This is a genomic window from Bacillus cereus group sp. MYBK222-1, assembly GCF_051916425.1.
Taxonomy (GTDB): domain Bacteria; phylum Bacillota; class Bacilli; order Bacillales; family Bacillaceae_G; genus Bacillus_A; species Bacillus_A paranthracis.
Genome location: NZ_JBQAGP010000001.1, coordinates 329590 through 354711 on the forward strand (window position 1 = coordinate 329590; position 25122 = coordinate 354711).

Consider the following 25122-nt stretch of genomic DNA (forward strand, 5'->3'; position numbering starts at 1 on the left):
TTAATCTTGTGAAAGCGAATTACTTATGCTACACTTTATGTAACTTAAAATGAACGGAGGGGCTTCCTTTGATCTTAATCAGATTACGTCTCAATACTTTGTGCCAATAATTGAATAGCGCTCAAAGGCTCTGTCTGTGTGCAGAGTGAACGGGATTGGTCTGCCTATTTTAAAGGAACCCTTTATTAAGCTTATATGTGAAAAAGAGGGAGGGACGAATACGCCCTCTTTTTGTTTTGCCTTTATAAATAGAATGGGATTGTATAGGTGAACACTTATAGTGGATACGCATACGATCTTGGGACTTTTTAACTATGAGATAGGATGAAAGCACAACTTTCTTCTATTTCTTTGGTGAACCCTTATCCGTTTACGAAAACACAGGCAGCGACCTGTGTTTTTTATTTTACGTAATCGAAATGGAGGAATAAATATATGGAAGAATTATTACAAAGAGCAGTTTTAGTTGGAGTAAATTTAGGTAATGAGGATGATTTTGCATATTCGATGGAAGAGCTAACGAATCTTGCAGAAGCTTGTGATGTAGAGGTAATTGGACAAGTGACGCAAAATTTACAACGTGTAAATCCATCCCATTATATTGGAAAAGGAAAGATTGAAGAAGTAGCAGCCTATGTAAATGAAGTAGGTGCGAATATGGTCATCTTTAATGACGAATTATCGCCTTCTCAAATTCGAAATTTAGAAGCAGATTTAGATTGTAAAGTAATTGACCGTACCATATTAATTTTAGACATTTTTGCGCAACGTGCGAAAACGAAAGAAGCGCAGTTGCAAGTAGAAGTGGCCCACCTTCAGTATATGATGCCTCGTTTAATTGGTCTTCGTGAATCGTTAGGAAGACAGAGCGGCGGTGTTGGTACGAAAAATAAAGGTGTCGGTGAGAAGAAATTAGAGTTGGATCGTCGTAAAATTGAAGAACAAATTTCAGTTTTAAATAAAGATTTAGAAGCTCTTGTTGCGCAGCGTCAAACGCAGCGCAAACAACGTAAGAAAAATGAAATTCCTGTTGTAGCATTAGTAGGTTATACGAACGCGGGAAAATCAACGACGATGAATGCGATGCTTGAAATTTACAATGGTACAGAAGAAAAACAAGTATTTGAAAAGGATATGTTATTTGCAACGTTAGAAACATCGGTGCGAAATATTGAGTTACCAGATAACAAATCATTCTTATTAACAGATACAGTTGGATTTGTAAGTAAATTACCGCATCATCTTGTGAAAGCATTCCGGTCAACATTAGAAGAGGTAGCGGAAGCAGACCTACTTATTCATGTTGTAGATTACGCAAATCCAAATTATGAACAGTTAATTGATATTACAAATGAAACGTTAAAGAAAATTGGAGTAGAAAATATTCCAACAATTTATGCTTATAACAAATCAGATATGGTAGATGTTGAAATTCCGAAAGTACAAGAAGACCGCGTTTATTTATCAGCGAAGAAACACGTTGGAATTGAAGAACTTGTCGAAATGATTCGCTCACACATTTATAAAGAGTATACGAAGTGTGAAATGCTAATTCCGTATGATCAAGGACAGGTAGTTTCTTATTTCAATACTCATGCGCACGTTCTATCTACGAGTTATGAAAACGAAGGTACGAAACTAGAAGTAGAATGTAAGACGAGTGATTACGAAAAGTATAAGCGTTTTGCAATTTAATAAAGAAGGCGATCCTAATATGTTTTAGGATCGCCTTTTTCTTATTCCGTAATAGAGGCCCACTTATAAGAATAAATTCCTGCAAATGGACGAACAACAACACCTTTTACTGTTGGGCGTTCTAAATATACAAGTCCTGATTGGAAGATTGGAGCGATAGCTGCATCATCTTCAAGTAAGATTTTCTCTGCATCTTGGAACGCTTTCCAACGTGCTGGTAAGTCAGTTACTAAAGTAGAGCTCGTTTTCTCAATTAATTCGTCGTATTGTTTGTTTGAGTAACTCATCTTATTAAACGGTCCGTCTGTAACGAACATATTTAAAAATGTTGTAGGATCAGGATAATCTGGTCCCCATGTAGAAAGTGAAATGTCATAATCACCATTTCCTTCACGATCTAAAAATGCTTTTACTGGAAGTGGTTGTAATGTGATTTTTAATCCAGGTAAGTTTTTCTCCAGCTCACCTTTTAAAAACTCACTAATTTTTTTATCGTTAGACTCATCTGTTGTTATGATTGAAAGAGAAGCGTTTTGTAAATTTGTTTCTTTTTTCGCAGTTTCCCATAGTGTTTTAGCTTCTTTCACATTTGTTTCTACTTTTACATGACTTGTACTGCGAAAATCTTTATTGTCAGGTCCTTTTACGAATCCTTTTGGAACGAATGCATTCGCAGGTATAGAACCATTGTTTAAAATCGTTGTTGCGATTCCTTGTTTATCAAAAGCAAGCGAAATAGCTTTACGAGCATTTTTGTTTGCTAATAAAGGGTTCTTTTGACTAAATCGGAAAAATGTCACAGAAGGACGTTCCATTTTCTTTAAGCTCGGATCTTTTTGATATTTATCAACAAACTCTGAATTGATCGTAATACGGTCTACTTGTTTACTTTCAAATAAATTAACGGCTGTTGAAGTATCTTTTACGATATTTACATTAACTTCATTTAATTTCACATTTTTATTATCCCAGTAGTTCGGGTTTTTTGTCATTTTATAACTTGTATCATGTTTCCATTCACTTAATTGGAAAGGTCCGTTATAAACTACATTTGCAGCTTCAAGTCCGTAATTTTTCCCTTGTGCTTCTACAACCTTTTTGTTTTGAGGATAAAATGTTGCAAATCCCATTAAACCTAAAAAGTATGGAACAGGGTGTTCTAACTGTACTTCAAGAGTTTTATTATCAATCGCCTTTACACCAAATGAATCAATTGGCAATTCTTTTTTATTTATTTTTTCAGCGTTTTTAATATCGAACATAATATGTGCGTATTCAGAAGCAGTTTCTGGATTAACGGCCCGTTTCCATGCATATTCAAAATCATGGGCAGTTACTGGATCGCCATTTGACCATTTTGAATCGTGTAATGTAAATGTATATGTTTTTCCGTCTTCGCTCAGTTTGTATGATTCAGCTGCTGCAGGAACAGGTTTATTGTCAGGACCAGGCATATATAATCCTTCCATTACGTTGTTTAATGCAGCGTAAGAAAACCCATCGGTTGCGATAGATGAATCAAGTGTAGAAATTTCCCCAGCTTCTACAATGTTTAATACTTGTTTCGAAGATTCTTTTTTCTTCTCTCCGGTAGTTGTTGCCTCTTGTTTTTGACCACATGCTGTTAAAAACATAGATAATGTGATTGAGAGTGCAACGATTCCCTTTGTTTTTTTCTTCATAGTTGTCATCCTTTCCTTCATCTCTGCCTTAGTATAAAAGAAAATATAGAAAATTTCTATAAATAAATCCGATAAAGCATATAGAAAAAATATATTATTTAAAAGGTGATATTTCTGGAAAAAGAAATGAAACCAGTATAGAATAGAAATGTTTCAAAAGTCAGAATTTATTACACCTACTGTAATAAATATATATTTTGTACAGGAAGGAGAAATACACATATGCAGGCAGTTTCGCAAAAAAACAGAGTAGAAACACCGACAATATATCGAATATTATTTGCGATTAGTTTCGGTCATTTTTTAAATGATTCGATGCAAGCAGTTGTGCCCGCGTTGTTTCCTATTTTGGAAAAAACGATGAATTTATCCTATATGCAAGTAGGGTGGATTGCGTTTGCGTTAAATATGACATCATCGATTATGCAACCGGTTTTTGGTATGTATTCGGATAAGAAGCCGTCACCATTTTTATTACCGCTCGGTATGTTTTCGAGTATGCTTGGGATGATTGGACTCGCGTTTGCACCGAACTTTATTATTGTTATTATTTCTGTTTTATTTATCGGATTAGGTTCCGCAGTCTTTCATCCAGAAGGCGCCCGAGTTGCTTATATGGCAGCAGGGACGAAACGAGGTTTAGCGCAAGCGATTTATCAAGTGGGAGGAAATACAGGTAATTCTCTAGCTCCTATTTTTACAGCGTTAATTTTCGTTCCGCTTGGACAAATTGGTTCTTTAGGTTTTACGGCCTTTGCGGCGGTAGGAATTGTATTATTAATTTTCGTATCAAATTGGTATAGGAATGAATTAGCGACTGGCGCTGTGAGGAGAAAAAAGAGGGCTGCGCTTGAGGCGGAAAATGCGATTGTAAGTACACATATTAAATTTGTTATTTTACTTCTTGTTTTTCTTACTTTTGTACGATCTTGGTACGGTGCTGGTATTGGGAACTTTTATCAATTTTACTTAATTGAGCATTACGGTTTATCGATAAAAAATGCTCAGTATTTCGTATTCGCATTTATGATTGCTGGTGTGTTAGGAACCTTCTTTGGTGGTCCATTAGCAGATCGATTTGGAAAGAAAACAATTATTGTATTTTCAATGCTAGGTTCAGCCCCACTTGCACTTTTATTACCCCACGTTTCGCTCGTATGGGTCATACCGCTATTTTTATGTATCGGTTTTATTAGTTCAAGTAGTTTTAGTGTAATTGTTGTATATGCGCAAGAGCTTGTTCCTGGAAAAGTAGGAATGGTATCTGGATTAATTGTAGGGCTTGCGTTTGGACTCGGCGCTTTAGGCTCTGTAGTTCTTGGGAAATTGGCTGACATATATAGTCTACAATTCATTATGTTACTATGTAGTTGTCTACCATTAATTGGACTTACTTCTTGGTTATTACCAAGTGATAAGAAAACGATAGAATAGGGGATGCACTATGAAATTATGTAAAAATGTTACAGAATTAATAGGAGATACACCTGTCGTCCGTTTATCTAAATTTATTCCAGAAGACGCAGCAGATGTGTATGTAAAACTAGAAATGTTTAATCCATCACGCAGTGTGAAAGACCGTGCTGCCTATAATTTATTGCACGTTGCAGAAGAGAATGGTCTTATCAAACCAGGAGATACAATTATTGAGCCAACAAGTGGTAATACAGGAATTGGTTTAGCGATGAACGCGGCTGCGAAAGGATATAAAGCGATTTTAATTATGCCGGACAATATGTCAAAAGAGCGTATAAATTTATTGAAAGCATACGGTGCAGAAGTAGTTTTAACACCGGCAGAACAAAGAATGCCAGGAGCAATTGCGAAGGCGTTAGAATTGCAAGAGAAAATTCCAAATAGTTTTATTCCGCAGCAATTTGAAAATCCAGCAAACCCGAATATTCATCGTTATACAACTGCACTTGAAATTTATGAACAAATGGATGGAGAGCTTGATGCATTTGTAGCAACGGCAGGAACAGGCGGAACGATTACTGGGACTGGTGAAACGTTAAAAGAGAAACTACCCAATTTATATGTTGCAGTAGTAGAACCGAAAGGATCTCCTGTTTTATCCGGAGGTGTTCCAGGTCCTCATAAACTAGTAGGAACAAGTCCAGGGTTTATCCCGAAAAACTTAAATACGGAAGTGTATAACGAAATTATTCAAATTGCAGACGAAGAGGCTTTAACGACAATGAGAAATTTAGCTAGACAAGAGGGATTATTAGTTGGGCCGTCTTCTGGTGCTTCTGTTTACGCAGCGATTATGATTGCGAAACGATTAGGTGCTGGTAAAAAAGTTTTATGTATTGCACCTGATACAGGTGAGCGTTATTTGAGTATGGGATTATTTGAATGAAAATGATAGAAACCCCTTAATGGTGAAAGAGAGCTATTAAGGGGTTTGTTGTAGGTTATTTAGAGAGGAGAAGCACAATGAAACTATTAAAACCAACATATGAATATAGCAAACAAATTATGGAGTATCGCGATGCGTTTTTACATGCTGATGAACAACCACACGGCAGTAGTTCTTTACAAAATTTTGATTCTCTCGATGAATGGTTTGAAAAAGTGAGTATACAAGAAGCGGGAGAAAACTTACAAGGTAATCGAGTACCGTCTAGCCAATTTTTAAGTTTTGAAAAAGGGGAACTTATAGGTTTTGTAAATATTAGACATCGACTAAACTCAGAATTATTGCGGGAAAGTGGTCATATTGGATACAGTGTCCATCCAAATAAACGTCGCCAAGGTTACGCTACAAAACAACTACAATTTGCATTGGATGAAGCGCAAAAATTAGGATTGCAGAAAGTGTTAATAACTTGTGATAAAGCTAATATCGCTTCGGCTAAAACGATTCAAAAGGTTGGCGGTGTGTTAGAAAATGAAGTAGTTTCTTCTCATACTGGGGAAATTGTACAACGTTATTGGGTAGAAATATGATGTAGTGGAACTTTGAAAAGGGAATAAAATGTGTAATATCGAAATAAATAAAAGAAGTAAGGCTGTAATGCAATTATAGGGGGAAATGAAGTGGGATTAAAAGAGAAAGCAATAGAAATGTCAGAGATTTATAGGAAGAACCCAAAAGTGGAGGCTATTATTTTAGCCGGTTCAGTAGCTAGAAAGCTAGAAGATGAACATTCAGATATAGAACTACATATTTTATGGTCAATGCCACCAGAGAATGAGGATCGTAAAGGGCCTATTAACTATATTGGTGGAACAATTTTGTCATATCATCCTTATGAGGAAGAAGAATGGTCGGAAACGTATTTGACGAAAGAAGGAATTAAATTAGAGATTAGTAACTTTTTAACAGAAACAGTAGAGAAAGTGATTTCGGATGTGGTGGATCAATATGATATAAGTTATGAAAAACAATGTATTGTATCATCCGTGCATGACGGTGTTAGTTTGTATGGAGAAGAGAAAGTACATGCATTAAAAGATAGAGTGGTAGCATATCCAGAAAATCTAGCGAAACGGATGATTTCAGAAAATCTTTGGTTAAGCAATCGCTGGCATAATCGAGAGGCACTTTTAAAACGAAAAGACTGGCTTATGCTATATGATGTTATTTGTGAAGCACAAAGGAATATATTTGGTGTCTTATTTGGTTTGAATAAAATGTATGTACATCACCCGGCGTTTAAATGGATGCCATATAATGTGGAACGAATGATTATTAAGCCTGAAAACTTATATGAGCGTATGGCGAATGCTTTAATAGGAAAACCGGAGTATAGTGTACAGGAGTTAGAAGTGTTAATCGAGGAGCTATTACAGTTAGTAGAACACCATGCTCCGGAATTACATATCGCTGAACAGCAAAAGCGTATTCAATATGCGAAATAAAAAACAAAGAGATGTAACCCTTGTTACATCTCTTTGTTTTTTATTTTACTAATTTCCCCAGTATAGATAAGCGTTGAATTCTATCACCGAGAATATGTGAAGCAAGTCCACTTGTTAATACGAATAAAAGGTAAACAAGCCCTCCTACAGCGCCACATATAACGACAATGAGAAGTGATTCCATATAAGTTTGTCCAGGAATTAACCATGTTAAAATTGATTTTAATGCCATCACAACAGCAGACATTGCTGCGGAGTAAATTGTAATAAGAAATATTGTTTTTGCTGTCTCACCAATTTTAAATTTCGCAAACTTAACGATGCAGTACAACATAATACTATTGGAAACGAGGTATCCAAGAATGGTTCCAAGTACAGCACCGTGTCCGCCAAATAAATGTAAGAGCGGTGTATTTACTACAACTTTAACGAGAATTCCGGCTGAGAATGCAATCATTGTTTTTCTTTGATAATCGATTCCTTGTAAAATAGCTGCTGAAACTGTGAAAATCGCACTTAATATAGCAGACGGTGTGAATGAAATTAAATATTGTGATCCACCAAGTGCGATTTCAGGATTTACATAAACCATGCGGAATGCATCGTAAGCGATGCTAGCAAGACCAAACGCAGCCGGGATTGTGAAGAATAACAAGACTTGAAATATCTTTGAAATTTGTTCTTGTAATTCTTCTAATTTCCCGCTTGTATAAGATTTCGTTATAGCCGGAATGATCGTTAAGGAGAATCCAGTTGCAAGTGAAGCTGGAATCATAATTAACTTTTGGGCATAGTTCGTTATATAAGCGAAAACTGCATTTGCTGTTTCTAACGGCTCTCCCATCGCTCTAAGGACATCAGCTACAGTATATTGATCTACTAACGTGTAGAGTGGAATTGCGATGCCGACAAATACAATTGGGATGGCATATCGAAGTAATTCTATATAAATATTTTTTAATGGAATATTGGATGCTCTTGATTTTAATTCACCTTCGGGAGGTTTTAACCCATTATATTTTTTCCAGTACATCATTAAAATAGAGACGCTTGCAAGTGCTCCGATAACAGCTCCAAACGTAGCAACTGCAACAGAAGAGGCTACGGAACCTCCTAATAGTTTTGAGACGATAAAGCTACCAACTAAAATGAAAACAACGCGTGCAATTTGTTCTACGACTTGAGAAACAGCGCTTGGTTTCATATGTTGAAATCCTTGGAAATAACCACGTGTCACACTCATTGCTGGTACGAGAATAAGTGCGAAACTTAATGCTCGCATCGTAAGTGTTACGTCAGAGATAAATTGTGGATCTGGCGTTTTCGAGCGAATAATAAATTGTGATATGTAGGGTGCTCCAATAAATAAAACTAAAAACCCTAAAAATCCCATAAACAACATTAATTTTACGCTAGAGTTGTATAATTTTTTGCTTGTACTATAATCACCAAGCGCATTATGCTTTGCAACGAATTTGGAAACGGCAATAGGGATACCGGCAGTTGAAAAGCTTAATAAAATTCCGTACCAAGAGTATGCATATCCATATAAAGCGACCCCTTGTGTTCCGACTAATAGTTGAAAAGGGAAGAAGTATATAAAACCTAATATACGTGAAATCATTGTTGCGCCGCTTAATAAAGCAGTTCCTTTTAAAACTTTTGAAGTAGACAAAATTCTTTCCTCCTACTCGTGCTGTCTTACGTTTATCGTATATTACTATAAACCTGTTAGAGTAGTTAATATAGTATGGAACATAAATATTCTAATATTATTCACTTAAAAGTCATATTTTACATTTTCAAATAGAATGTAATACGTAAAAATTCAAAATATAAGTTGACACTATTTTTAATGTGTGATAAAAATGATAGTAATCAATTCGGAAAATAATATTTGGGCAATGAAAGGGTATAGTAGTGAATATCTCCCTATTACAGAGAGCTGATGGTTGGTGTGAATCAGTATATAGATTATTCATGAAGTTCGTCCTGGAGCATCTTTCATAAATCTCACATTATGAGGAAATGAAAGACGGTAGTTTATACCGTTATCAAATAAAGTGGTGAAGATTGTTTCACAACTAGGGTGGTACCGCGATATTTATCGTCCCTACGTATTTACGTAGGGACGTTTTTTATTTAGGTCTTACTTTGTTGTGGCTTCATAACTAGGGTGGTACCGCGATAATTTATCGTCCCTACGTATTTGCGTAGGGACGTTTTTTATTTAGGTCCTAACTTTGGTGTATCTTCATAACTAGGGTGGTACCGCGATATTTTTGTCGTCCCTACGTATTTACGTAGGGGCGTTTTTTATTAGTAGAGAGGAAGTGAACGTATTAGAAAAGAGTGTGGATAGAACAATATAAATACCGAATTGTAAAACAGAAAAAGATAAAGAGAGGAGATTAACAAATGAATTCACAGCAATGGACATCGAAATTAGGTTTCGTATTAGCTGCGGCAGGTTCAGCAATTGGTCTAGGGGCTATTTGGAAGTTCCCGTATATGGCCGGAATTGGAGGGGGCGGCGCGTTCTTCCTTATTTTCATCGGTTTCACATTATTAATTGGTTTACCGCTATTATTAGCTGAATTCGTTATCGGAAGAAGTACACAAAAAGAGGCTGTTGATGCGTATAGAGAAATCGCACCAAAAACATTATGGCCATGGTTAGGGAAATTAGGGATTGTAACTTGTTTCATATTACTTTCTTTCTACAGTGTTGTAGGAGGCTGGATTTTATTATATTTATGGAATGCAATTACAGGTAGACTATGGGAAGGAAATGGCGCATACGAAGCTACGTTTGGTGAAATCATTTCCAATCCGTATTTAGCAGTAGGATCACAGCTATTATTCATCCTTATTACTATTTTTATCGTAAGTAAAGGTGTACAAAATGGTGTTGAAAAAGTAAATAAATATTTCATGCCAGCACTATTCGTTTTATTCTTTGTATTAATCGTTCGTGCACTTACGTTAGATGGTGCAGGAGAAGGGGTTCGTTTCTTCTTACAACCTGATTTCTCACATGTAACATCAGAAGTTATTTTATATGCGATGGGACAATCGTTCTTCTCACTATCAGTCGGAGTAGCAGTAATGGTAACGTATAGCTCATACTTACCGAAAGAGGAAAGTTTACCGCGTTCAGCATTTTCTATCGTAGCTTTAACGCTTGTGATTACATTACTTGCAGGACTTGCAATTTTCCCAGTAGTGTTCGCATTTGGAATGGAACCATCTCAAGGACCGGGACTATTATTTATCGTACTGCCAGCTATTTTTAGTAAAATGGCATTCGGAAAATTCTTCTTCATCGTTTTCTTACTACTATTCTTCTTTGCTACTATTACATCAGCGATTTCGATGTTAGAAATTAGCGTGGCATCTTTAACTGCAAAAGGTAAAGGGAAACGTGAAAAAATGGCTTTAATCGTAGGTTTATTAATCTTCGTTGTAGGAGTACCATCAGCATTGTCATTTGGTATATTAAGCGATCTGAAGATTTTCGGAAAGACAGTCTTTGATTTAGCGGATTATGCAGTTAGTAACGTATTAATGCCACTTGGTGTTTTATTAGTTTCTATCTTTGTTCCTTTAAAAATGAAGAAAGATGTATTAATGAAAGAGCTTGGTGTAAGTAAAAATAAAGGCTATAAATTATTCGTATTATGGTTATTCTTACTTCGCTTCATCGCACCAATTGCGATTATTATCGTATTCTTAAATGTACTTGGCATTATTTAAACAAAAAGGTAGCGTATCATTGTATGATACGCTAGCTTTCTTACTTTGTTCTTTTTTGTAGTTCGTTTACTGTTACGAACTGATAGCCCTTCTTAGATAAAGAGTCTAAAATACCTTCAATGGTCTGTAAACTTTCATTAGACTCATCATACATAGAGTGCAGTAAAATGATAGAACCTGGTTTTACATTTTTATTAACATATTCAATTTTATCAGCAGCAGATTTATAAAAAGTATCAGGTTCAAGGTCCCAGGTGATTGTTTCGATATTGTTTTTATTTAAATAATAGGGCAGACCAATTAGCTTTTTCCCGTTAGGTGGTCTAAAATCAATTGCGCCTGTAAATCCTGTTTGGCGGATTAATGCATTCGTTTTTTCTATTTCTTCTTTAATAAAAGAAGGTGTTTTAAAAACCATTCTGTTATGAGAATATGTATGGTTTCCAATTTGGTGTCCAGATTGTACGATAGATTCTCCTAACGATAGGTTTTTCTCTAATTCATTTCCAATTAAAAAGAAAGTAGCTTTTGCATTGTATGTATCTAGTAGCGGTAATATTTGTTTTACATTGTTAGTAGGGCCATCATCAAAAGTTAAAGCAATCACCTTTTCATTTGTTTCTACTCGATTTGTTAAATCTCCAAATAATTGAAAGCTTCTTGCATTCATCAATTTGTATGTTCCGAATAATGCTACAGTAATAATGAATAATGTAATGATTGTAATGATTATTTTCTTTTTCATAAAGCAACCTCACTATAGTTTTTGATTGGACTAAAAAGTATTATATCAAACTAAGTAATTTCATGCTTTAAAAAGGATGTGGATGCAAGGGGAAGGAATTTATCATATAATGTAATGAAAAAGGTATATTAGGAGGTGTTTACATGGCGATTATAATTCAATTGCCAGACACTGCAGCGTCTCATGCAAAGCCAAGTATGGAAATGGCGATACTTTGCGTGAGGTAGACAGGTAATATACAATTCATCGCCAAAATGAGCTTGTATCATTTTTTGTATTTGGCTTTGCACCTTATTGAAATGAACCATAAAAAATAAGGGGCGAGCAGAAATGAAATACGTAAAAGCTAAGGCAGTTTTACCAGAGAGTTTAATTACTGAAATTCAAAAGTATATACAAGGTGAAACAATTTACATTCCAAAACAAGAAACGAAACATTATAAATGGGGAACACGATCTGGAGGAAGAAAACAGTTAGATGAAAGAAACAAAGCCATTAAAGAAGCGTTTAAAAGTGGAATTGCTATTCATCAACTTGCAGAAGAGTATTTTCTTTCCGGAGAAACGATAAAAAAGATTGTGTATTCTAAATAAGAGGAAAAGAGTCTGATTCATGTTACTTTGAATCAGACTCTTTTTGTTTTATATGTATTGGATATATGAGATGTGAACGGGCATGATAATAGAAAAAATGTGCCGTTTTTTTATAAAATGGTATACAGAGCACTTGAAAAGTAGAAAGGTGAACATATATGAATCATATTGGACAAATAACGATAGAGCTTTTAATTGGTTTCTTTGTTCTATTAATTGCTACAAAAATATTAGGGAAAACACAAATATCTCAGCTGACGCCATTTGATTTTATTTCTGCTATTGTTCTTGGTGAGCTCGTTGGAAATTCAATATATGATCCTAAAATTAAAGTGTGGTCTATTTTATATTCAGTATTTGTATGGGTAATTTTAATTTATACAATAGAAGTGATAACGCAAAAAATAAGAGGAACAAGAAGGTTTTTTGAAGGATATCCTTCCATTATTATTCGTAATGGAAAGATTGATCGTGAACAATTAAGTGTAAATCATTTGGACATTAACCAATTACAACAAATGCTTAGGCAACAAAAAGATATATTTTCAATCCGAGAAGTTGAATATATGATATTAGAACCTAACGGAAATATAAGTGTTCTGAAAAAAAGTAAATACGAATCTCCCACTATAAATGATTTAAGTTTAAAACATAAGCCTGTATACTTACCAATTTCATTAATTAGTGATGGAAAAGTAGTGAAAGATAATTTGAGAGAAGCGGGCTTTGATGAAGGATGGCTGTATAAGCAAATAAAGCAAAAAGGAATTACTAAATTTGAAGACGTATTATATGCGGAATGGAAAACAGATGATGGCTTCTTTTGTCAGGAAATGGAGCGGTAAAATATAATCGATGTATGTAATATTCGTTTCTAAGTTATCTTTTACATACCAAAAAGCTAAATCATTGTATACAATAAGATTAGATCAACAATTTGTATGGAGTGATAAAGATGGAAGCTTTTATTAGAAGTGATCAATATAATTTTATAAAATCACAAGCTTATATTTTAGCGAATGGGCACGCAACGGCAAATGATAGAGGTGTCATTCAAGCGTTAAAATCATTAGCAATTGAAAAGATAATACATGTATTTGAGAATTTAACGGATGAGCAGAAAGAGTTAATCGATACGGTATTAACAGTTCAAAATAGAGAAGATGCAGAATCGTTTTTAATGAAAATAAATCCGTACGTCATTCCGTTTCAGGAAGTTACAGCACAAACATTAAAAAAATTATTTCCTAAGGTGAAAAAATTAAAACTTCCTGATATGGAAGAAATGGACATGAAAGAATTATCTTATTTAAGCTGGATTGATAAAGGGTCAAGCAGGAAATTTATTATAGCGAAAAATGATAAAAATAAGTTTGTTGGTCTGCAAGGAACGTTTCAAAGTTTAAATAAAAAGAGCATTTGTTCTTTATGTCACGGACATGAAGAAGTAGGGATGTTTTTAGTTGAAATTAAAGGTGATATACCAGGAACTTTCGTGAAAAAGGGAAACTATATTTGCAAAGATGCCGTGGCCTGTAATCAGAATATGAAATCACTTGATAAATTGCAGGATTTTATTGAGAGATTGAAGAAATAAAATGGAAAACCTCTAGTGCTTAAACTGGAGGTTTTTTATTTAAGAAACGGTAATAGATTTCTTTTTTAAAAGATATAATTTATAAATAAAACATAGGAGAGCTAAAGAAATGTTTAAAAAGTTTTTACTTTCTTTACCGGATGTTTTACTTATATGTATTGTTATCTACATAACATACACAACTACTCTTAGTTTTGTACAGATGTTAGTAATTTCAATTACAATCGGAATCGTTGGTGGTCTTGTTATAAGAATTTGTAAGGATGTATTCACGTATATAAGGTGGACAATGAAACAAAGGAAATCTTGAATATGTTAAATAGCTATAAGGAGAAAATAAAATGACTAATAAAAAGAATAAAACTAAAAACGAGATAGTACTTTGGACATTAACAGCTGTTGTTTTTATCATTGTATGGTACTTTTTTCAAAGATAAAAATGCATCGCACTTTGAAAAGAGAGCGCGATGCATTTTTATTATTTTTTTTGCCAATTTTCTTTTATAAAGTCTGCACGGCCAGATTCTTTTTGCTCAGTAGCATATTTCTCAGGGTTCTTTTTATAGAAATGCTGATGGTATTCCTCGGCTTCATAAAAAGGTGCAGCCGGGCGAATTTCAGTTACGATTGGCTCTTTAAACATACCGCTTTCTGCAAGAGTTTGTTTTGATTTTTCAGCAAGCTCTTTTTGTGTTTCGGTATGATAAAAAATAGCGGTGCGATAAGATGGACCACGGTCAAAAAATTGTCCGCCATCATCAGTTGGATCGATTTGCGGCCAATATAAATCCAGTAATTTTTCATATGGGAAAATAGAAGGATCAAATGTAATTTGTACAACTTCTAAATGACCAGATGTACCCGCTTTTACTTGTTCATATGTTGGGTTTTCTACATGACCACCTGCATAGCCAGAAAGTACTTTATGAATACCAGGAAGTTCATCAAACGGCTTTACCATGCACCAAAAGCAACCGCCTGCGAAGGTTGCGAGTTCGTATGTTTTTTCGGACATTGTTGTAATCCTCCTAAATATATATGTTTTATATAGTATTATATAAAAAGTTTTATTGCGCAATAAAAAAGATTCGAAAATATATGTAGTATTAAAAAAAAACAAAAAAACATGTTGACAATGAAAAGAACAACGTCCTATAATACGTTTAACAAATGAAAGTTAATTAAGAATTTTCTAACTTTATATGTTGTATATGCAAAGAAGAGGAAAGTAGATGATTATGATCGTTTCAGAGAGCTACTCCAAGGCTGTGAGAGTAGTAACAATCGAGTCATTGAAGATCACCTCGGAGCATCGCTTGCGAAAGGGAAACTGAGTAGAGGGCGACGGCATCGTCTCCGGTAAAAGGACGGGGGTCTAATTGGACCTACAGAGCTTATATTTCGTGAGAAGTATAAGGAAGCTGAGTGGTAACGCGAAACTCTCGCCTCAGCAATCAAAGCTACTAAATTGTAGTAGTTGATTGCTGAGGCGAGAGTTTTTATTTTTAAAAATAAGAGAATGCGTAGAAGAGGAGAGTAAATGATAAAAATTGTTTCAGAGAGCTACCCAGATGCTGTGAGGGTGGTAACAATGTCATCATTGAAGATCACCTCGGAGCACTACTTTTGAAAACTAGTAAAAAGTAGCGGAGTTGTTTCCGATAGAAAAACAAAAGTCTAATTGGACTTGCAGAGCTTATATTTCGTGAGAAGTGTAAGGAAGCTGAGTGGTACCACGATTCCCTCGTCTCAGCAATGGATTGCTATAAGTATGTATGTAATCGATTGTTGAGACGAGTATATTTTTAAAGTTTATATACTGAATATTCTGTTAAAAAATACTCATCTCAGCAATCGATATAGAAATAGATTGCAAAAATAGAGAGAAAAAAAGAGGAGCGATGTGAGATGGGAAATCAGTACATTTATATGAATGGGGAATTTGTAGAAAAAGAAAAGGCAGTTGTTTCAGTATATGATCATGGTTTTTTATACGGAGACGGTGTATTTGAAGGGATTCGTAGTTACGGTGGAAATGTATTTTGTTTAAAAGAACATGTAAAACGATTATATGAATCGGCAAAATCTATTTTACTTACAATCCCGCTGACGGTTGACGAAATGGAAGAAGCAGTTTTACAGACACTTCAAAAAAATGAGTATGCAGATGCTTATATTCGGTTAATTGTTTCAAGAGGAAAAGGGGACTTAGGGCTCGATCCGAGAAGTTGTGTGAAACCGAGCGTTATTATCATTGCAGAACAATTAAAGTTATTCCCACAGGAATTTTACGATAATGGATTAAGCGTTGTATCTGTTGCATCAAGACGTAATACGCCAGATGCTTTAGACCCACGTATTAAGTCAATGAACTACTTAAATAACGTACTTGTAAAAATTGAAGCGGCACAAGCAGGAGTGCTAGAGGCTCTTATGTTAAATCAACAAGGATATGTTTGTGAAGGATCTGGAGATAATGTTTTCGTTGTGAAAGATGGAAAAGTATTAACCCCGCCATCCTATTTAGGAGCATTAGAAGGTATTACAAGAAATAGTGTTATTGAGCTATGTGAGCGACTTCATATTCCATGTGAGGAAAGGCCATTTACTCGCCATGACGTATATGTAGCAGATGAAGTATTTTTAACGGGAACGGCAGCAGAATTAATTCCTGTTGTAAAAGTTGATTCAAGAGAAATTGGAGATGGGAAACCAGGAAGTGTAACGAAACAATTGACAGAGGAATTTAAAAAGTTAACGAGGGAAAGAGGAGTACGTGTTCCAGGATTGGCGGAAAGCTTACTGTAGGTAGGGAGAGGAGTTAATTAAAATGGAGCAACAGTATACAACATATGAGAAATTACAGTGTGAAGATGTGACAGGAGCTGGACACGTTATTCAATGCTTGAAGAATTTAGGCGTAACGACTGTTTTCGGTTATCCGGGCGGAGCGATTTTGCCAGTGTACGATGCGTTATACGGAAGTGGTTTAAAGCACATTTTAACTCGTCATGAACAAGCTGCTATTCATGCGGCAGAAGGATATGCGAGAGCTTCTGGAAAGGTCGGGGTAGTCTTTGCTACCTCTGGCCCAGGGGCGACAAATTTAGTTACGGGCTTAGCAGATGCTTATATGGATTCGATTCCTTTAGTTGTCATTACAGGGCAAGTTGCAAAGTCATTAATTGGTAAAGACGGATTTCAAGAAGCAGATGTTGTTGGAATTACAGTACCTGTTACAAAGCATAATTACCAAGTTCGTGATGTGAATCATTTATCGCGCATTGTACAAGAAGCTTTTTACATCGCCGAAAGCGGGCGGCCGGGGCCGGTATTAATTGATATTCCAAAAGATGTTCAAAATGCAAAAGTCACCAGTTTCTTTAATGAAGAAGTTGATATTCCGGGGTACAAACCAGAACTCGTACCAGACAGCATGAAACTTAGAGAGGTAGCGAAAGAAATTTCAAAAGCGAAACGTCCACTTCTTTATATTGGAGGAGGTGTCATTCATTCAGATGGATCTGATGAACTGATCAAATTTGCAAGAGAAAATCGTATTCCAGTCGTGTCAACTTTAATGGGACTAGGTGCATATCCGCCGGGAGATCCATTATTTTTAGGAATGCTCGGTATGCATGGAACGTACGCTGCAAACATGGCAGTAACAGAATGTGACTTATTACTTGCTTTAGGTGTTCGCTTCGATGATCGTGTAACAGGAAAATTAGAACTCTTTTCTCCGCATTCGAAAAAGGTACATATTGATATAGATCCTTCGGAGTTTCAAAAAAATGTAGCGGTAAAGTATCCAGTTGTTGGAGATGTAAAAAAAGCGTTACACATGTTGTTACATATGCCAATTTGTACACAGACAGATGAATGGCTTACGAAAACCGAGGAATGGAAAGCGGAATACCCTCTTTCCTATATTCAAAAAGAAAGTGAGTTAAAACCACAGCATGTTATTAGCTTAGTAAGTGAATTAACGAATGGTGAAGCGATTGTTACGACAGAAGTAGGACAGCATCAAATGTGGGCTGCGCATTTTTATAAAGCGAAAAACCCGCGGACTTTTCTAACATCAGGTGGATTAGGAACGATGGGATTTGGCTTCCCGGCGGCAGTTGGTGCTCAGCTTGCAAAAGAAGAAGAACTCGTTATTTGTATTGCAGGTGATGCTTCTTTTCAAATGAATATTCAAGAACTACAAACAATTGCTGAAAATAACATCCCTGTAAAAGTATTTATTATAAACAATAAATTTTTAGGGATGGTAAGGCAATGGCAAGAAATGTTTTATGAAAACCGATTGTCAGAGTCGAAAATTGGATCTCCAGATTTTGTGAAAGTGGCAGAAGCTTATGGAGTGAAAGGATTAAGAGCGATAAATTCAACCGAGGCGAAACAAGTGATGTTAGAAGCATTTGCTCATGAAGGACCTGTCGTAGTTGATTTTTGTGTAGAAGAAGGTGAAAACGTATTTCCGATGGTTCCACCAAATAAAGGGAATAACGAAATGATTATGAAGAGGTGGGAAGAATGAGTCATACTTTTTCATTAGTTATCGATAACGATCCAAATGTCTTATTACGCATAAGTGGAATTTTTGCTCGGCGTGGTTATTATATTTCTTCATTAAATTTAAATGAAAGTGAAATGGAGTTAACGGCAGTTTGTACAGAACAAGAAGCAACATTACTCGTCGGTCAGTTGAAAAAGTTAATCAATGTACTGCAAGTAAACAAATTATAAGGAGTGTATGGAGTATGAAAACATATTATGAGCAAGATGCAAATGTAGAGTTATTAAAAGGGAAAACAGTTGCGGTAATTGGCTATGGGTCTCAAGGTCATGCACAGGCGCAAAATTTACGCGATTCTGGTGTGGAAGTTGTAGTTGGTGTTCGGCTTGGTAAGTCTTTTGAAGTAGCAAAAGCAGATGGATTTGAAGTAATGTCTGTTTCAGAAGCAGTTCGAACCGCGCAAGTTGTACAAATGTTACTGCCAGATGAACAGCAAGCTCATGTGTATAAAGCAGAGGTAGAAGAGAATCTTCGTGAAGGACAAATGTTACTTTTTTCACATGGATTTAACATTCACTTCGGCCAAATTAATCCGCCAAGTTACGTAGATGTAGCGATGGTTGCGCCAAAAAGTCCAGGTCATCTCGTTCGCCGTGTATTTCAAGAAGGAAATGGTGTTCCAGCATTAGTCGCAGTACATCAAGATGCAACAGGCACAGCGTTACATGTAGCACTTGCTTATGCAAAAGGTGTAGGTTGTACACGTGCAGGTGTAATTGAAACGACATTCCAAGAAGAAACAGAGACGGATTTGTTTGGTGAGCAAGCGGTACTTTGCGGAGGTGTAACTGCACTTGTGAAAGCTGGTTTTGAAACGTTAACAGAAGGCGGATATCGCCCTGAAATTGCATACTTCGAATGTTTACATGAATTAAAGTTAATTGTTGATTTAATGTACGAAGGTGGTTTAACGAACATGCGCCATTCTATTTCCGATACGGCAGAGTTCGGAGATTATGTAACAGGATCGAGAATTGTTACAGATGAAACGAAGAAAGAAATGAAACGAGTACTTACAGAAATTCAGCAAGGTGAATTCGCGAAGAAATGGATTTTAGAAAACCAAGCTGGGCGTCCAACGTATAATGCGATGAAAAAAGCAGAGCAAAATCATCAGTTAGAAAAAGTAGGAGCAGAGCTTCGTGAAATGATGAGCTGGATTCATGCACCGAAAGAATTAGTAAAGAAATAGAGTAATAGATTGTAAGTGAAAAATACGTAAGAGGGGATTTGACAAGATGAGAAGTGACATGATTAAAAAAGGTTTTGATAAAGCGCCGCATCGTAGTTTATTAAAAGCAACTGGTTTGAAAGATGAAGATTTTGATAAACCGTTTATAGCTATTTGTAATTCTTTTATTGAAATTATTCCAGGTCATAAGCACTTAAATGAGTTTGGGAAACTTGTTAAAGAAGCAGTACGTGCAGCAGGCATGGTTCCATTTGAATTTAATACAATTGGAGTAGATGACGGTATTGCGATGGGGCATATCGGTATGCGTTATTCGCTTCCGAGTCGTGAAATTATTGCAGATTCAGTGGAAACGGTTGTAAATGCCCATTGGTTTGATGGCATGATTTGTATTCCAAACTGTGACAAAATCACACCTGGTATGATGATGGCTGCACTTCGTATTAACATTCCAACTGTTTTTGTTTCAGGTGGTCCGATGGCGGCCGGAAAAACATCTAAAGGAGAAGTTGTTGATTTAAGTTCTGTTTTCGAAGGAGTAGGAGCTTATCAATCTGGGAAAATTTCAGAAGAAGAATTAAAGGATATTGAAGATCATGGTTGTCCATCTTGTGGTTCTTGTTCCGGTATGTTTACAGCGAACTCTATGAATTGTTTATGTGAAGTGTTAGGTTTAGCTCTTCCTGGTAACGGAAGTATTTTGGCTATTGATCCGAGACGTGAGGAGTTAATTAAAGAAGCAGCAGAAAAATTAAAGATTTTAATTGAAAGAGATATTAAACCACGAGACATTGTAACGGAAGAAGCAATTGATGATGCGTTCGCGCTTGATATGGCGATGGGCGGCTCAACAAATACAGTGTTACATACACTAGCACTCGCACATGAGGCAGGACTAGATTATGATATGAGCCGTATTGATGCCGTTTCAAGACGTGTACCACATTTATGTAAAGTAAGCCCTGCGTCCAATTGGCATATGGAAGATATTGATCGTGCAGGCGGGATTAGTGCCATTTTGAAAGAGATGAGCCGAAAAGAAGGGGTACTTCATCTAGATCGTATTACTGCTACTGGGCAAACCTTAAGAGAGAACATTGCTCATGCAGAGATTAAAGATAAGGAAGTTATTCATTCTCTTGAAAACCCTCATAGTGAAGAAGGTGGATTACGTATATTAAAAGGAAACCTTGCGAAGGATGGGGCAGTTATTAAAAGTGGGGCAACTGAAGTAAAACGATTTGAAGGACCATGCGTTATTTTTAATTCGCAAGATGAGGCGCTTGCAGGCATTATGCTTGGGAAGGTTAAGAAAGGGGATGTAGTTGTTATTCGTTATGAAGGACCAAGAGGTGGCCCTGGTATGCCGGAAATGTTAGCACCAACGTCAGCGATTGCTGGTATGGGATTAGGTGCAGATGTTGCGCTATTAACGGATGGACGTTTCTCTGGAGCTTCACGTGGTATTTCAGTAGGACATATTTCGCCAGAAGCAGCTGCCGGTGGAACGATTGCACTTCTTGAACAAGGGGATATCGTTTGTATCGATGTTGAGGAAAGGTTGTTAGAAGTAAGAATTAGTGATGAAGAATTAGTTAAGCGTAAAAAAGAATGGAAACGACCAGAACCAAAAGTGAAAACGGGATGGCTTGGGCGCTACGCACAAATGGTAACGTCGGCGAATACAGGTGCAGTCTTAAAAGTCCCAAATTTTGATTGAGCCAATATAAAAGAGATAAGGATGATATGAAATGGTGCAAAAGGTAAAGGAGAGAGTGAAAATTGAAGATATCTTAATGGCTCATAATTGCATGAAGGATATCGTTATTAAAACACCGTTACAACGTGATACAGTTTTATCTGAGAAATATGATTGTGACGTTTATGTAAAACGAGAAGACTTACAATTAATTCGCTCTTTCAAAATTCGTGGTGCGTACAATCTAATTCAAAGTTTACCGAAAGTGCAATTACAAAACGGTGTTGTTTGTGCAAGTGCTGGTAATCATGCGCAAGGAGTAGCTTATACATGTAATTTATTGAAGATTCCGTCAAAAATTTTCATGCCGACGACGACACCTAAACAAAAAGTGTCACAAGTACAATTTTTCGGTGGTGATTTCGCAGAAATTGTATTAGTTGGTGATACATTTGATAGCTCTTTCCAAGAAGCACAGCGCTATTGTGAAGAAAATAGGATGACGTTTGTTCACCCATTTGATGATCCATATGTTATTGCTGGTCAAGGGACAGTCGCAGTTGAAATTATGCATGATATGGAGAAAACGGTTGATTATATCTTTACAGCAATTGGCGGTGGTGGATTAGCATCAGGAGTTGGTACATATGTGAAAGGTGTTAGTCCTGCTACAAAGATCATTGGTGTAGAGCCAATGGGAGCTGCATCTATGAAAGAGGCTTTTCTTCAAAATGAAAATGTCGCATTGGAGAAAATAGATAGTTTTGTTGATGGGGCAGCTGTTAAAAAGGTAGGAAAGTTAACATTTGAAACGTGTAAAGATGTAATTGATGATATTGTTTTAGTACCAGAAGGAAAGGTTTGTACGACGATTTTAGAACTGTATAAGAAAAATGCAATTGTAGCTGAACCGGCTGGTGCGCTATCTATTGCAGCGCTTGATTTATATAGAGATGAAATAAAAGGTAAAACAGTTGTATGTACGCTAAGTGGTGGGAATAATGATATTGATAGAATGCAAGAAATGAAAGAACGTTCTCTCATTTACGAAGGGTTAAAGCATTATTTTATCATTGAATTCCCGCAGCGTTCAGGTGCGCTAAGAGAATTTCTTGATAAAGGATTAGGACCAGAAGATGATATTACGCGCTTTGAGTATATTAAGAAACATAATAAAGAAAATGGTCCAGCATTAGTCGGAGTAGAATTAAAACATAAAGAAGATTACGAGCAGTTAATTACCCGTTTTAAAGAAAATAATATTCAATTTATGGAGCTTAATAAAAATCCTGTTTTGTTTGATTTGCTTATTTAATAGAAGGAAAGAGTTAGCACCCAAATAAAAAAGATAGATACAAGCGAGGAAATATAATGCTTGTTCTATCTTTTTTATAGTTAAACTAGATATTCATTAAATTCAAGAAGAATAAAGCTAGCTAACCAAAAGAGGATCGCAATACGAATGATTACATACATAGTAAATTCAAAGGTAGTAAGTTTTCGTTCCCGTTTTATTTTTTTTAGAAGTCTAACAGAGAAAAGTGAACATAAAAGTAGAACGGCTATAGACATTTTATAAATATTCTCTAACAAACTTACATTTTCTAATAAATCTTTTAGCATATTCATCACCTATTCTCTAATGTATGTTACAGAGAAATGGATCTTGTACTGTTTAGTTGCGTTTATTTATTATTTTCCCTGTATCATCAATTTCTACATCGGTTGAAACTTCTTGTAAATATTGTAGAGCTTTTTTCTTTTCTTCCTCATTCACAGGGGAAACTTGGTTGTTACGGATGATATAAGGATTGAATGACATTTGGACATCCTTTCCTTTAAAAGTTAAAGTTAATACACCAGTTTCAGCACTTTTTCCGTTCACATAACTTGGGAATAAAAAGTTTCCTAATGAGTAAGCGACAGGAACGTTATTATAATATTCAAACCCTTGTAACCAATGTGGATGACTTCCGACAATCGCGTCGGCTCCTGCTGTAACCATTTTATTTACATATTGTTTTTGATAATCTACCGGACGATTTGATTTTTCGACACCCCAATGCATATAGACAATTAAATAGTCTGCATCTTTCTTTTGCTCTTTAATTGTTTTTGTTACAAGATTTAAATCATATCCGTTCGCAACGCCAGGTTTATTGTCATCAGCTACCCAAGTGAAATCAGGCATAAATCGGACGAATGAAAGGAATTTGAATTTTTTTCCTTTTACAGTCATTTCTCGTGCCGTATATGCGTCTTTTGCATTTTTTCCGGCTCCAATGTAAGGGAACTTTGATTTTTCTACGTAAGAGATTGTATCTAGTAATCCCTCTTGTCCGTAATCAAGTGTATGATTATTCCCGATATTTACGATGTCATAACCGGTGTTTTTTATAGCTTGAAGCGTGGATGGATCACTTTTAATCCAAAACAGTTGTCCAAGAGCTTTTTTTTCTCTCGTTGTAAATGCAGACTCTAAATTAACGAAAGAAATATCAGCTTTTGTTATTTCTTCTTTTACATGCTGGAATGGATAATCAGCCCCGTTTTTTTCGATTACCGGACGTAATTGCCAATCGAACATTGTATCACCAGAAAAGGTGAGGGTAATTTCTGGGTCTTCTATTTTCTTTTCTCTCGTTGAAGCAGTTTTGCTAGATTTGTTTTGGAAATCGGGTTTGTCTTTCGCTTTTGAAGTAAAAGAGTGGTTAATTAATACAACAATTGGCGTAATGCAAAAGGCTATTAACAAAAATCGTTTTAGTAAAGTTTTCATAAATACCTTCCCTTTTGAGTTTATCCCGCAATTAAATTAGCAATGAGTCTATAAAAAGTAATTGGTTTATGTACAGATATAAAAAATGCGGTTTATGTATTGAAAAAACATTTGTTAATATTCTCAGTATTAAGTTAACATATAGATAACCTGTAAATCAATGAATAAACCAAAATATAGAAATAAAGAATTCGAAGGGTGAAGAATGAGAAATGGTTATATTAGGAGCAGTTGTAAATGGGATTTGCATTATATTTGGTACTTTACTAGGTAAATTATTTAGTAGAATACCAGAAAGTATGAAGGGAACAATTATGCATGCAATCGGTTTAGCGGTTACTGTACTTGGACTTCAAATGGCATTGAAAAGTGAAAATTTTCTTGTTGTCATACTAAGTTTAGTAATTGGTACCGTCATCGGGGAATGGTTACAATTAGAGGGAAAGTTAAAACAGTTAGGAGATTGGCTAGAAAATAAAGTTGGATCGAAAGGGAAAGGGAGCATATCAGAAGGTTTTGTAACAGCTACTTTAATATTTGCAATTGGCGCGATGGGGATACTTGGTGCACTCGACAGTGGGATTCGCGGAAATCATGATATTTTATTTACAAAGGCAATTATCGATGGATTCATTTCTATTATATTAACGACAACTTTAGGAATTGGCGTAGTATTTTCAGCGATTCCCGTTATTTTATATGAGGGTGGTATTGCAATTTTTGCAACACAAATTAATAGTTTGGTCCCGAAGGAATTAATGAATCAATTTATAGTAGAAATGACAGCTACAGGTGGTATTATGATAGCCGCTATTGGATTGAACTTGCTTAGTATTATTAAAATCAAGGTGGCAAATTTACTTCCAGGTATATTGGTAGTGGGTGTAATTGTTTCAATTATTTATGGTTACGGTTTGTTAGTAAATTAGTA

At 35.7% G+C, this 25122-nt stretch carries 23 protein-coding genes and 3 other annotated features; of the genes, 17 read left to right on the forward strand and 6 right to left on the reverse strand.

Features of this window, described 5'->3' with window-relative positions:
• Positions 1–435: 435 nt before the first annotated feature.
• Positions 436–1695 carry a GTPase HflX gene (gene hflX, locus ACTFR9_RS01760; protein ID WP_061184703.1) on the forward strand — a complete coding sequence of 420 codons (1260 nt, stop codon included), beginning with the start codon at positions 436–438 and terminating at the stop codon, positions 1693–1695.
• Positions 1696–1736: 41 nt separating this feature from the next.
• Here hflX and ACTFR9_RS01765 read toward each other — a convergent pair whose 3' ends face one another.
• Positions 1737–3377, reverse strand: coding sequence for a peptide ABC transporter substrate-binding protein (locus ACTFR9_RS01765; RefSeq protein ID WP_229136424.1), 1641 nt, complete (start codon positions 3375–3377; stop codon positions 1737–1739).
• Between the two features lie 222 nt (positions 3378–3599).
• On the opposite strand from ACTFR9_RS01765, the gene ACTFR9_RS01770 reads away from it, so the two are divergent.
• From ACTFR9_RS01770 to ACTFR9_RS01785, 4 genes are all read left to right on the forward strand, one after another.
• On the forward strand, positions 3600–4811 hold the full coding sequence (locus ACTFR9_RS01770; protein ID WP_001149408.1) for an MFS transporter: 1212 nt from the start codon (positions 3600–3602) through the stop codon (positions 4809–4811).
• A gap of 10 nt (positions 4812–4821) precedes the next feature.
• The gene (gene cysK / locus ACTFR9_RS01775) at positions 4822–5739 is read left to right on the forward strand and encodes a cysteine synthase A (RefSeq protein ID WP_229136422.1); all 918 of its coding nucleotides are present in this window, start codon (positions 4822–4824) and stop codon (positions 5737–5739) included.
• A 77-nt stretch (positions 5740–5816) separates the two neighbouring features.
• Positions 5817–6329: a GNAT family N-acetyltransferase gene (locus ACTFR9_RS01780; protein ID WP_000771318.1), complete on the forward strand. Its 513-nt coding sequence runs from the start codon at positions 5817–5819 to the stop codon at positions 6327–6329.
• A 90-nt stretch (positions 6330–6419) separates the two neighbouring features.
• Complete coding sequence (locus ACTFR9_RS01785; protein WP_000523167.1) at positions 6420–7244, forward strand: DUF4037 domain-containing protein; 825 nt, start codon at positions 6420–6422, stop codon at positions 7242–7244.
• Between the two features lie 40 nt (positions 7245–7284).
• Here the strand turns inward: ACTFR9_RS01785 and ACTFR9_RS01790 are convergent, their stop codons facing one another.
• Positions 7285–8919 (reverse strand): putative polysaccharide biosynthesis protein, encoded by a 1635-nt coding sequence (locus ACTFR9_RS01790; RefSeq protein WP_229136420.1) that lies wholly within the window; start codon positions 8917–8919, stop codon positions 7285–7287.
• A gap of 220 nt (positions 8920–9139) precedes the next feature.
• Positions 9140–9362 (forward strand) — a binding site (T-box leader).
• A 300-nt stretch (positions 9363–9662) separates the two neighbouring features.
• Here ACTFR9_RS01790 and ACTFR9_RS01795 point away from each other — a divergent pair.
• Positions 9663–11000 (forward strand): sodium-dependent transporter, encoded by a 1338-nt coding sequence (locus ACTFR9_RS01795; RefSeq protein ID WP_001088182.1) that lies wholly within the window; start codon positions 9663–9665, stop codon positions 10998–11000.
• A gap of 40 nt (positions 11001–11040) precedes the next feature.
• On the opposite strand, the gene ACTFR9_RS01800 is transcribed toward ACTFR9_RS01795, so the two are convergent.
• Positions 11041–11745, reverse strand: coding sequence for a polysaccharide deacetylase family protein (locus tag ACTFR9_RS01800; RefSeq protein WP_000726849.1), 705 nt, complete (start codon positions 11743–11745; stop codon positions 11041–11043).
• Positions 11746–12075: 330 nt separating this feature from the next.
• Here ACTFR9_RS01800 and ACTFR9_RS01805 point away from each other — a divergent pair, with 330 nt between their 5' ends.
• The 4 genes from ACTFR9_RS01805 (at position 12076) to ACTFR9_RS01820 (ending at position 14246) form a co-directional block, all read left to right on the forward strand.
• Positions 12076–12339 carry a CD3324 family protein gene (locus ACTFR9_RS01805; RefSeq protein ID WP_000878319.1) on the forward strand — a complete coding sequence of 88 codons (264 nt, stop codon included), beginning with the start codon at positions 12076–12078 and terminating at the stop codon, positions 12337–12339.
• A 158-nt stretch (positions 12340–12497) separates the two neighbouring features.
• Positions 12498–13184, forward strand: coding sequence for a DUF421 domain-containing protein (locus ACTFR9_RS01810; protein WP_001015532.1), 687 nt, complete (start codon positions 12498–12500; stop codon positions 13182–13184).
• A 110-nt stretch (positions 13185–13294) separates the two neighbouring features.
• Positions 13295–13936, forward strand: a complete 642-nt coding sequence (locus tag ACTFR9_RS01815; protein ID WP_000387076.1) for a FusB/FusC family EF-G-binding protein — start codon at positions 13295–13297, stop codon at positions 13934–13936.
• Between the two features lie 109 nt (positions 13937–14045).
• On the forward strand, positions 14046–14246 hold the full coding sequence (locus ACTFR9_RS01820) for a hypothetical protein (protein ID WP_000473064.1): 201 nt from the start codon (positions 14046–14048) through the stop codon (positions 14244–14246).
• Positions 14247–14414: 168 nt separating this feature from the next.
• Here ACTFR9_RS01820 and msrA read toward each other — a convergent pair whose 3' ends face one another.
• The gene (gene msrA / locus ACTFR9_RS01825; RefSeq protein WP_001291872.1) at positions 14415–14951 is read right to left on the reverse strand and encodes a peptide-methionine (S)-S-oxide reductase MsrA; all 537 of its coding nucleotides are present in this window, start codon (positions 14949–14951) and stop codon (positions 14415–14417) included.
• A 192-nt stretch (positions 14952–15143) separates the two neighbouring features.
• Positions 15144–15389, forward strand: a binding site (T-box leader).
• 62 nt (positions 15390–15451) lie between these two features.
• Positions 15452–15691 (forward strand) — a binding site (T-box leader).
• A gap of 153 nt (positions 15692–15844) precedes the next feature.
• Between msrA and ilvE the strand changes: the two genes are divergently transcribed.
• Genes ilvE through ilvA form a run of 6 tightly spaced genes read left to right on the forward strand, consistent with a single transcriptional unit; the run spans position 15845 to position 22727 of the window.
• The gene (ilvE, locus tag ACTFR9_RS01830; protein ID WP_000528129.1) at positions 15845–16744 is read left to right on the forward strand and encodes a branched-chain-amino-acid transaminase; all 900 of its coding nucleotides are present in this window, start codon (positions 15845–15847) and stop codon (positions 16742–16744) included.
• A 22-nt stretch (positions 16745–16766) separates the two neighbouring features.
• Positions 16767–18482 (forward strand): acetolactate synthase large subunit, encoded by a 1716-nt coding sequence (gene ilvB, locus ACTFR9_RS01835; RefSeq protein ID WP_000437840.1) that lies wholly within the window; start codon positions 16767–16769, stop codon positions 18480–18482.
• Positions 18479–18691, forward strand: coding sequence for an ACT domain-containing protein (locus ACTFR9_RS01840; protein WP_000019906.1), 213 nt, complete (start codon positions 18479–18481; stop codon positions 18689–18691). Before ilvB ends, ACTFR9_RS01840 begins: the two co-directional genes overlap by 4 nt.
• A 14-nt stretch (positions 18692–18705) precedes the next feature.
• Complete coding sequence (gene ilvC / locus ACTFR9_RS01845) at positions 18706–19713, forward strand: ketol-acid reductoisomerase (RefSeq protein WP_171484035.1); 1008 nt, start codon at positions 18706–18708, stop codon at positions 19711–19713.
• Positions 19714–19759: 46 nt separating this feature from the next.
• Positions 19760–21433, forward strand: coding sequence for a dihydroxy-acid dehydratase (gene ilvD / locus ACTFR9_RS01850; RefSeq protein ID WP_171484036.1), 1674 nt, complete (start codon positions 19760–19762; stop codon positions 21431–21433).
• A gap of 31 nt (positions 21434–21464) precedes the next feature.
• Complete coding sequence (ilvA, locus tag ACTFR9_RS01855; RefSeq protein WP_044790453.1) at positions 21465–22727, forward strand: threonine ammonia-lyase IlvA; 1263 nt, start codon at positions 21465–21467, stop codon at positions 22725–22727.
• A gap of 80 nt (positions 22728–22807) precedes the next feature.
• Here the strand turns inward: ilvA and ACTFR9_RS01860 are convergent, their stop codons facing one another.
• A complete protein-coding gene (locus ACTFR9_RS01860; protein ID WP_000910228.1) occupies positions 22808–23035 on the reverse strand; it encodes a hypothetical protein in 228 nt (75 codons plus the stop codon).
• Between the two features lie 52 nt (positions 23036–23087).
• Positions 23088–24191 (reverse strand): CapA family protein, encoded by a 1104-nt coding sequence (locus tag ACTFR9_RS01865; protein ID WP_171484037.1) that lies wholly within the window; start codon positions 24189–24191, stop codon positions 23088–23090.
• 212 nt (positions 24192–24403) lie between these two features.
• Between ACTFR9_RS01865 and ACTFR9_RS01870 the strand changes: the two genes are divergently transcribed.
• Positions 24404–25120, forward strand: a complete 717-nt coding sequence (locus ACTFR9_RS01870) for a DUF554 domain-containing protein (RefSeq protein WP_000236043.1) — start codon at positions 24404–24406, stop codon at positions 25118–25120.
• Positions 25121–25122: the final 2 nt, after the last annotated feature.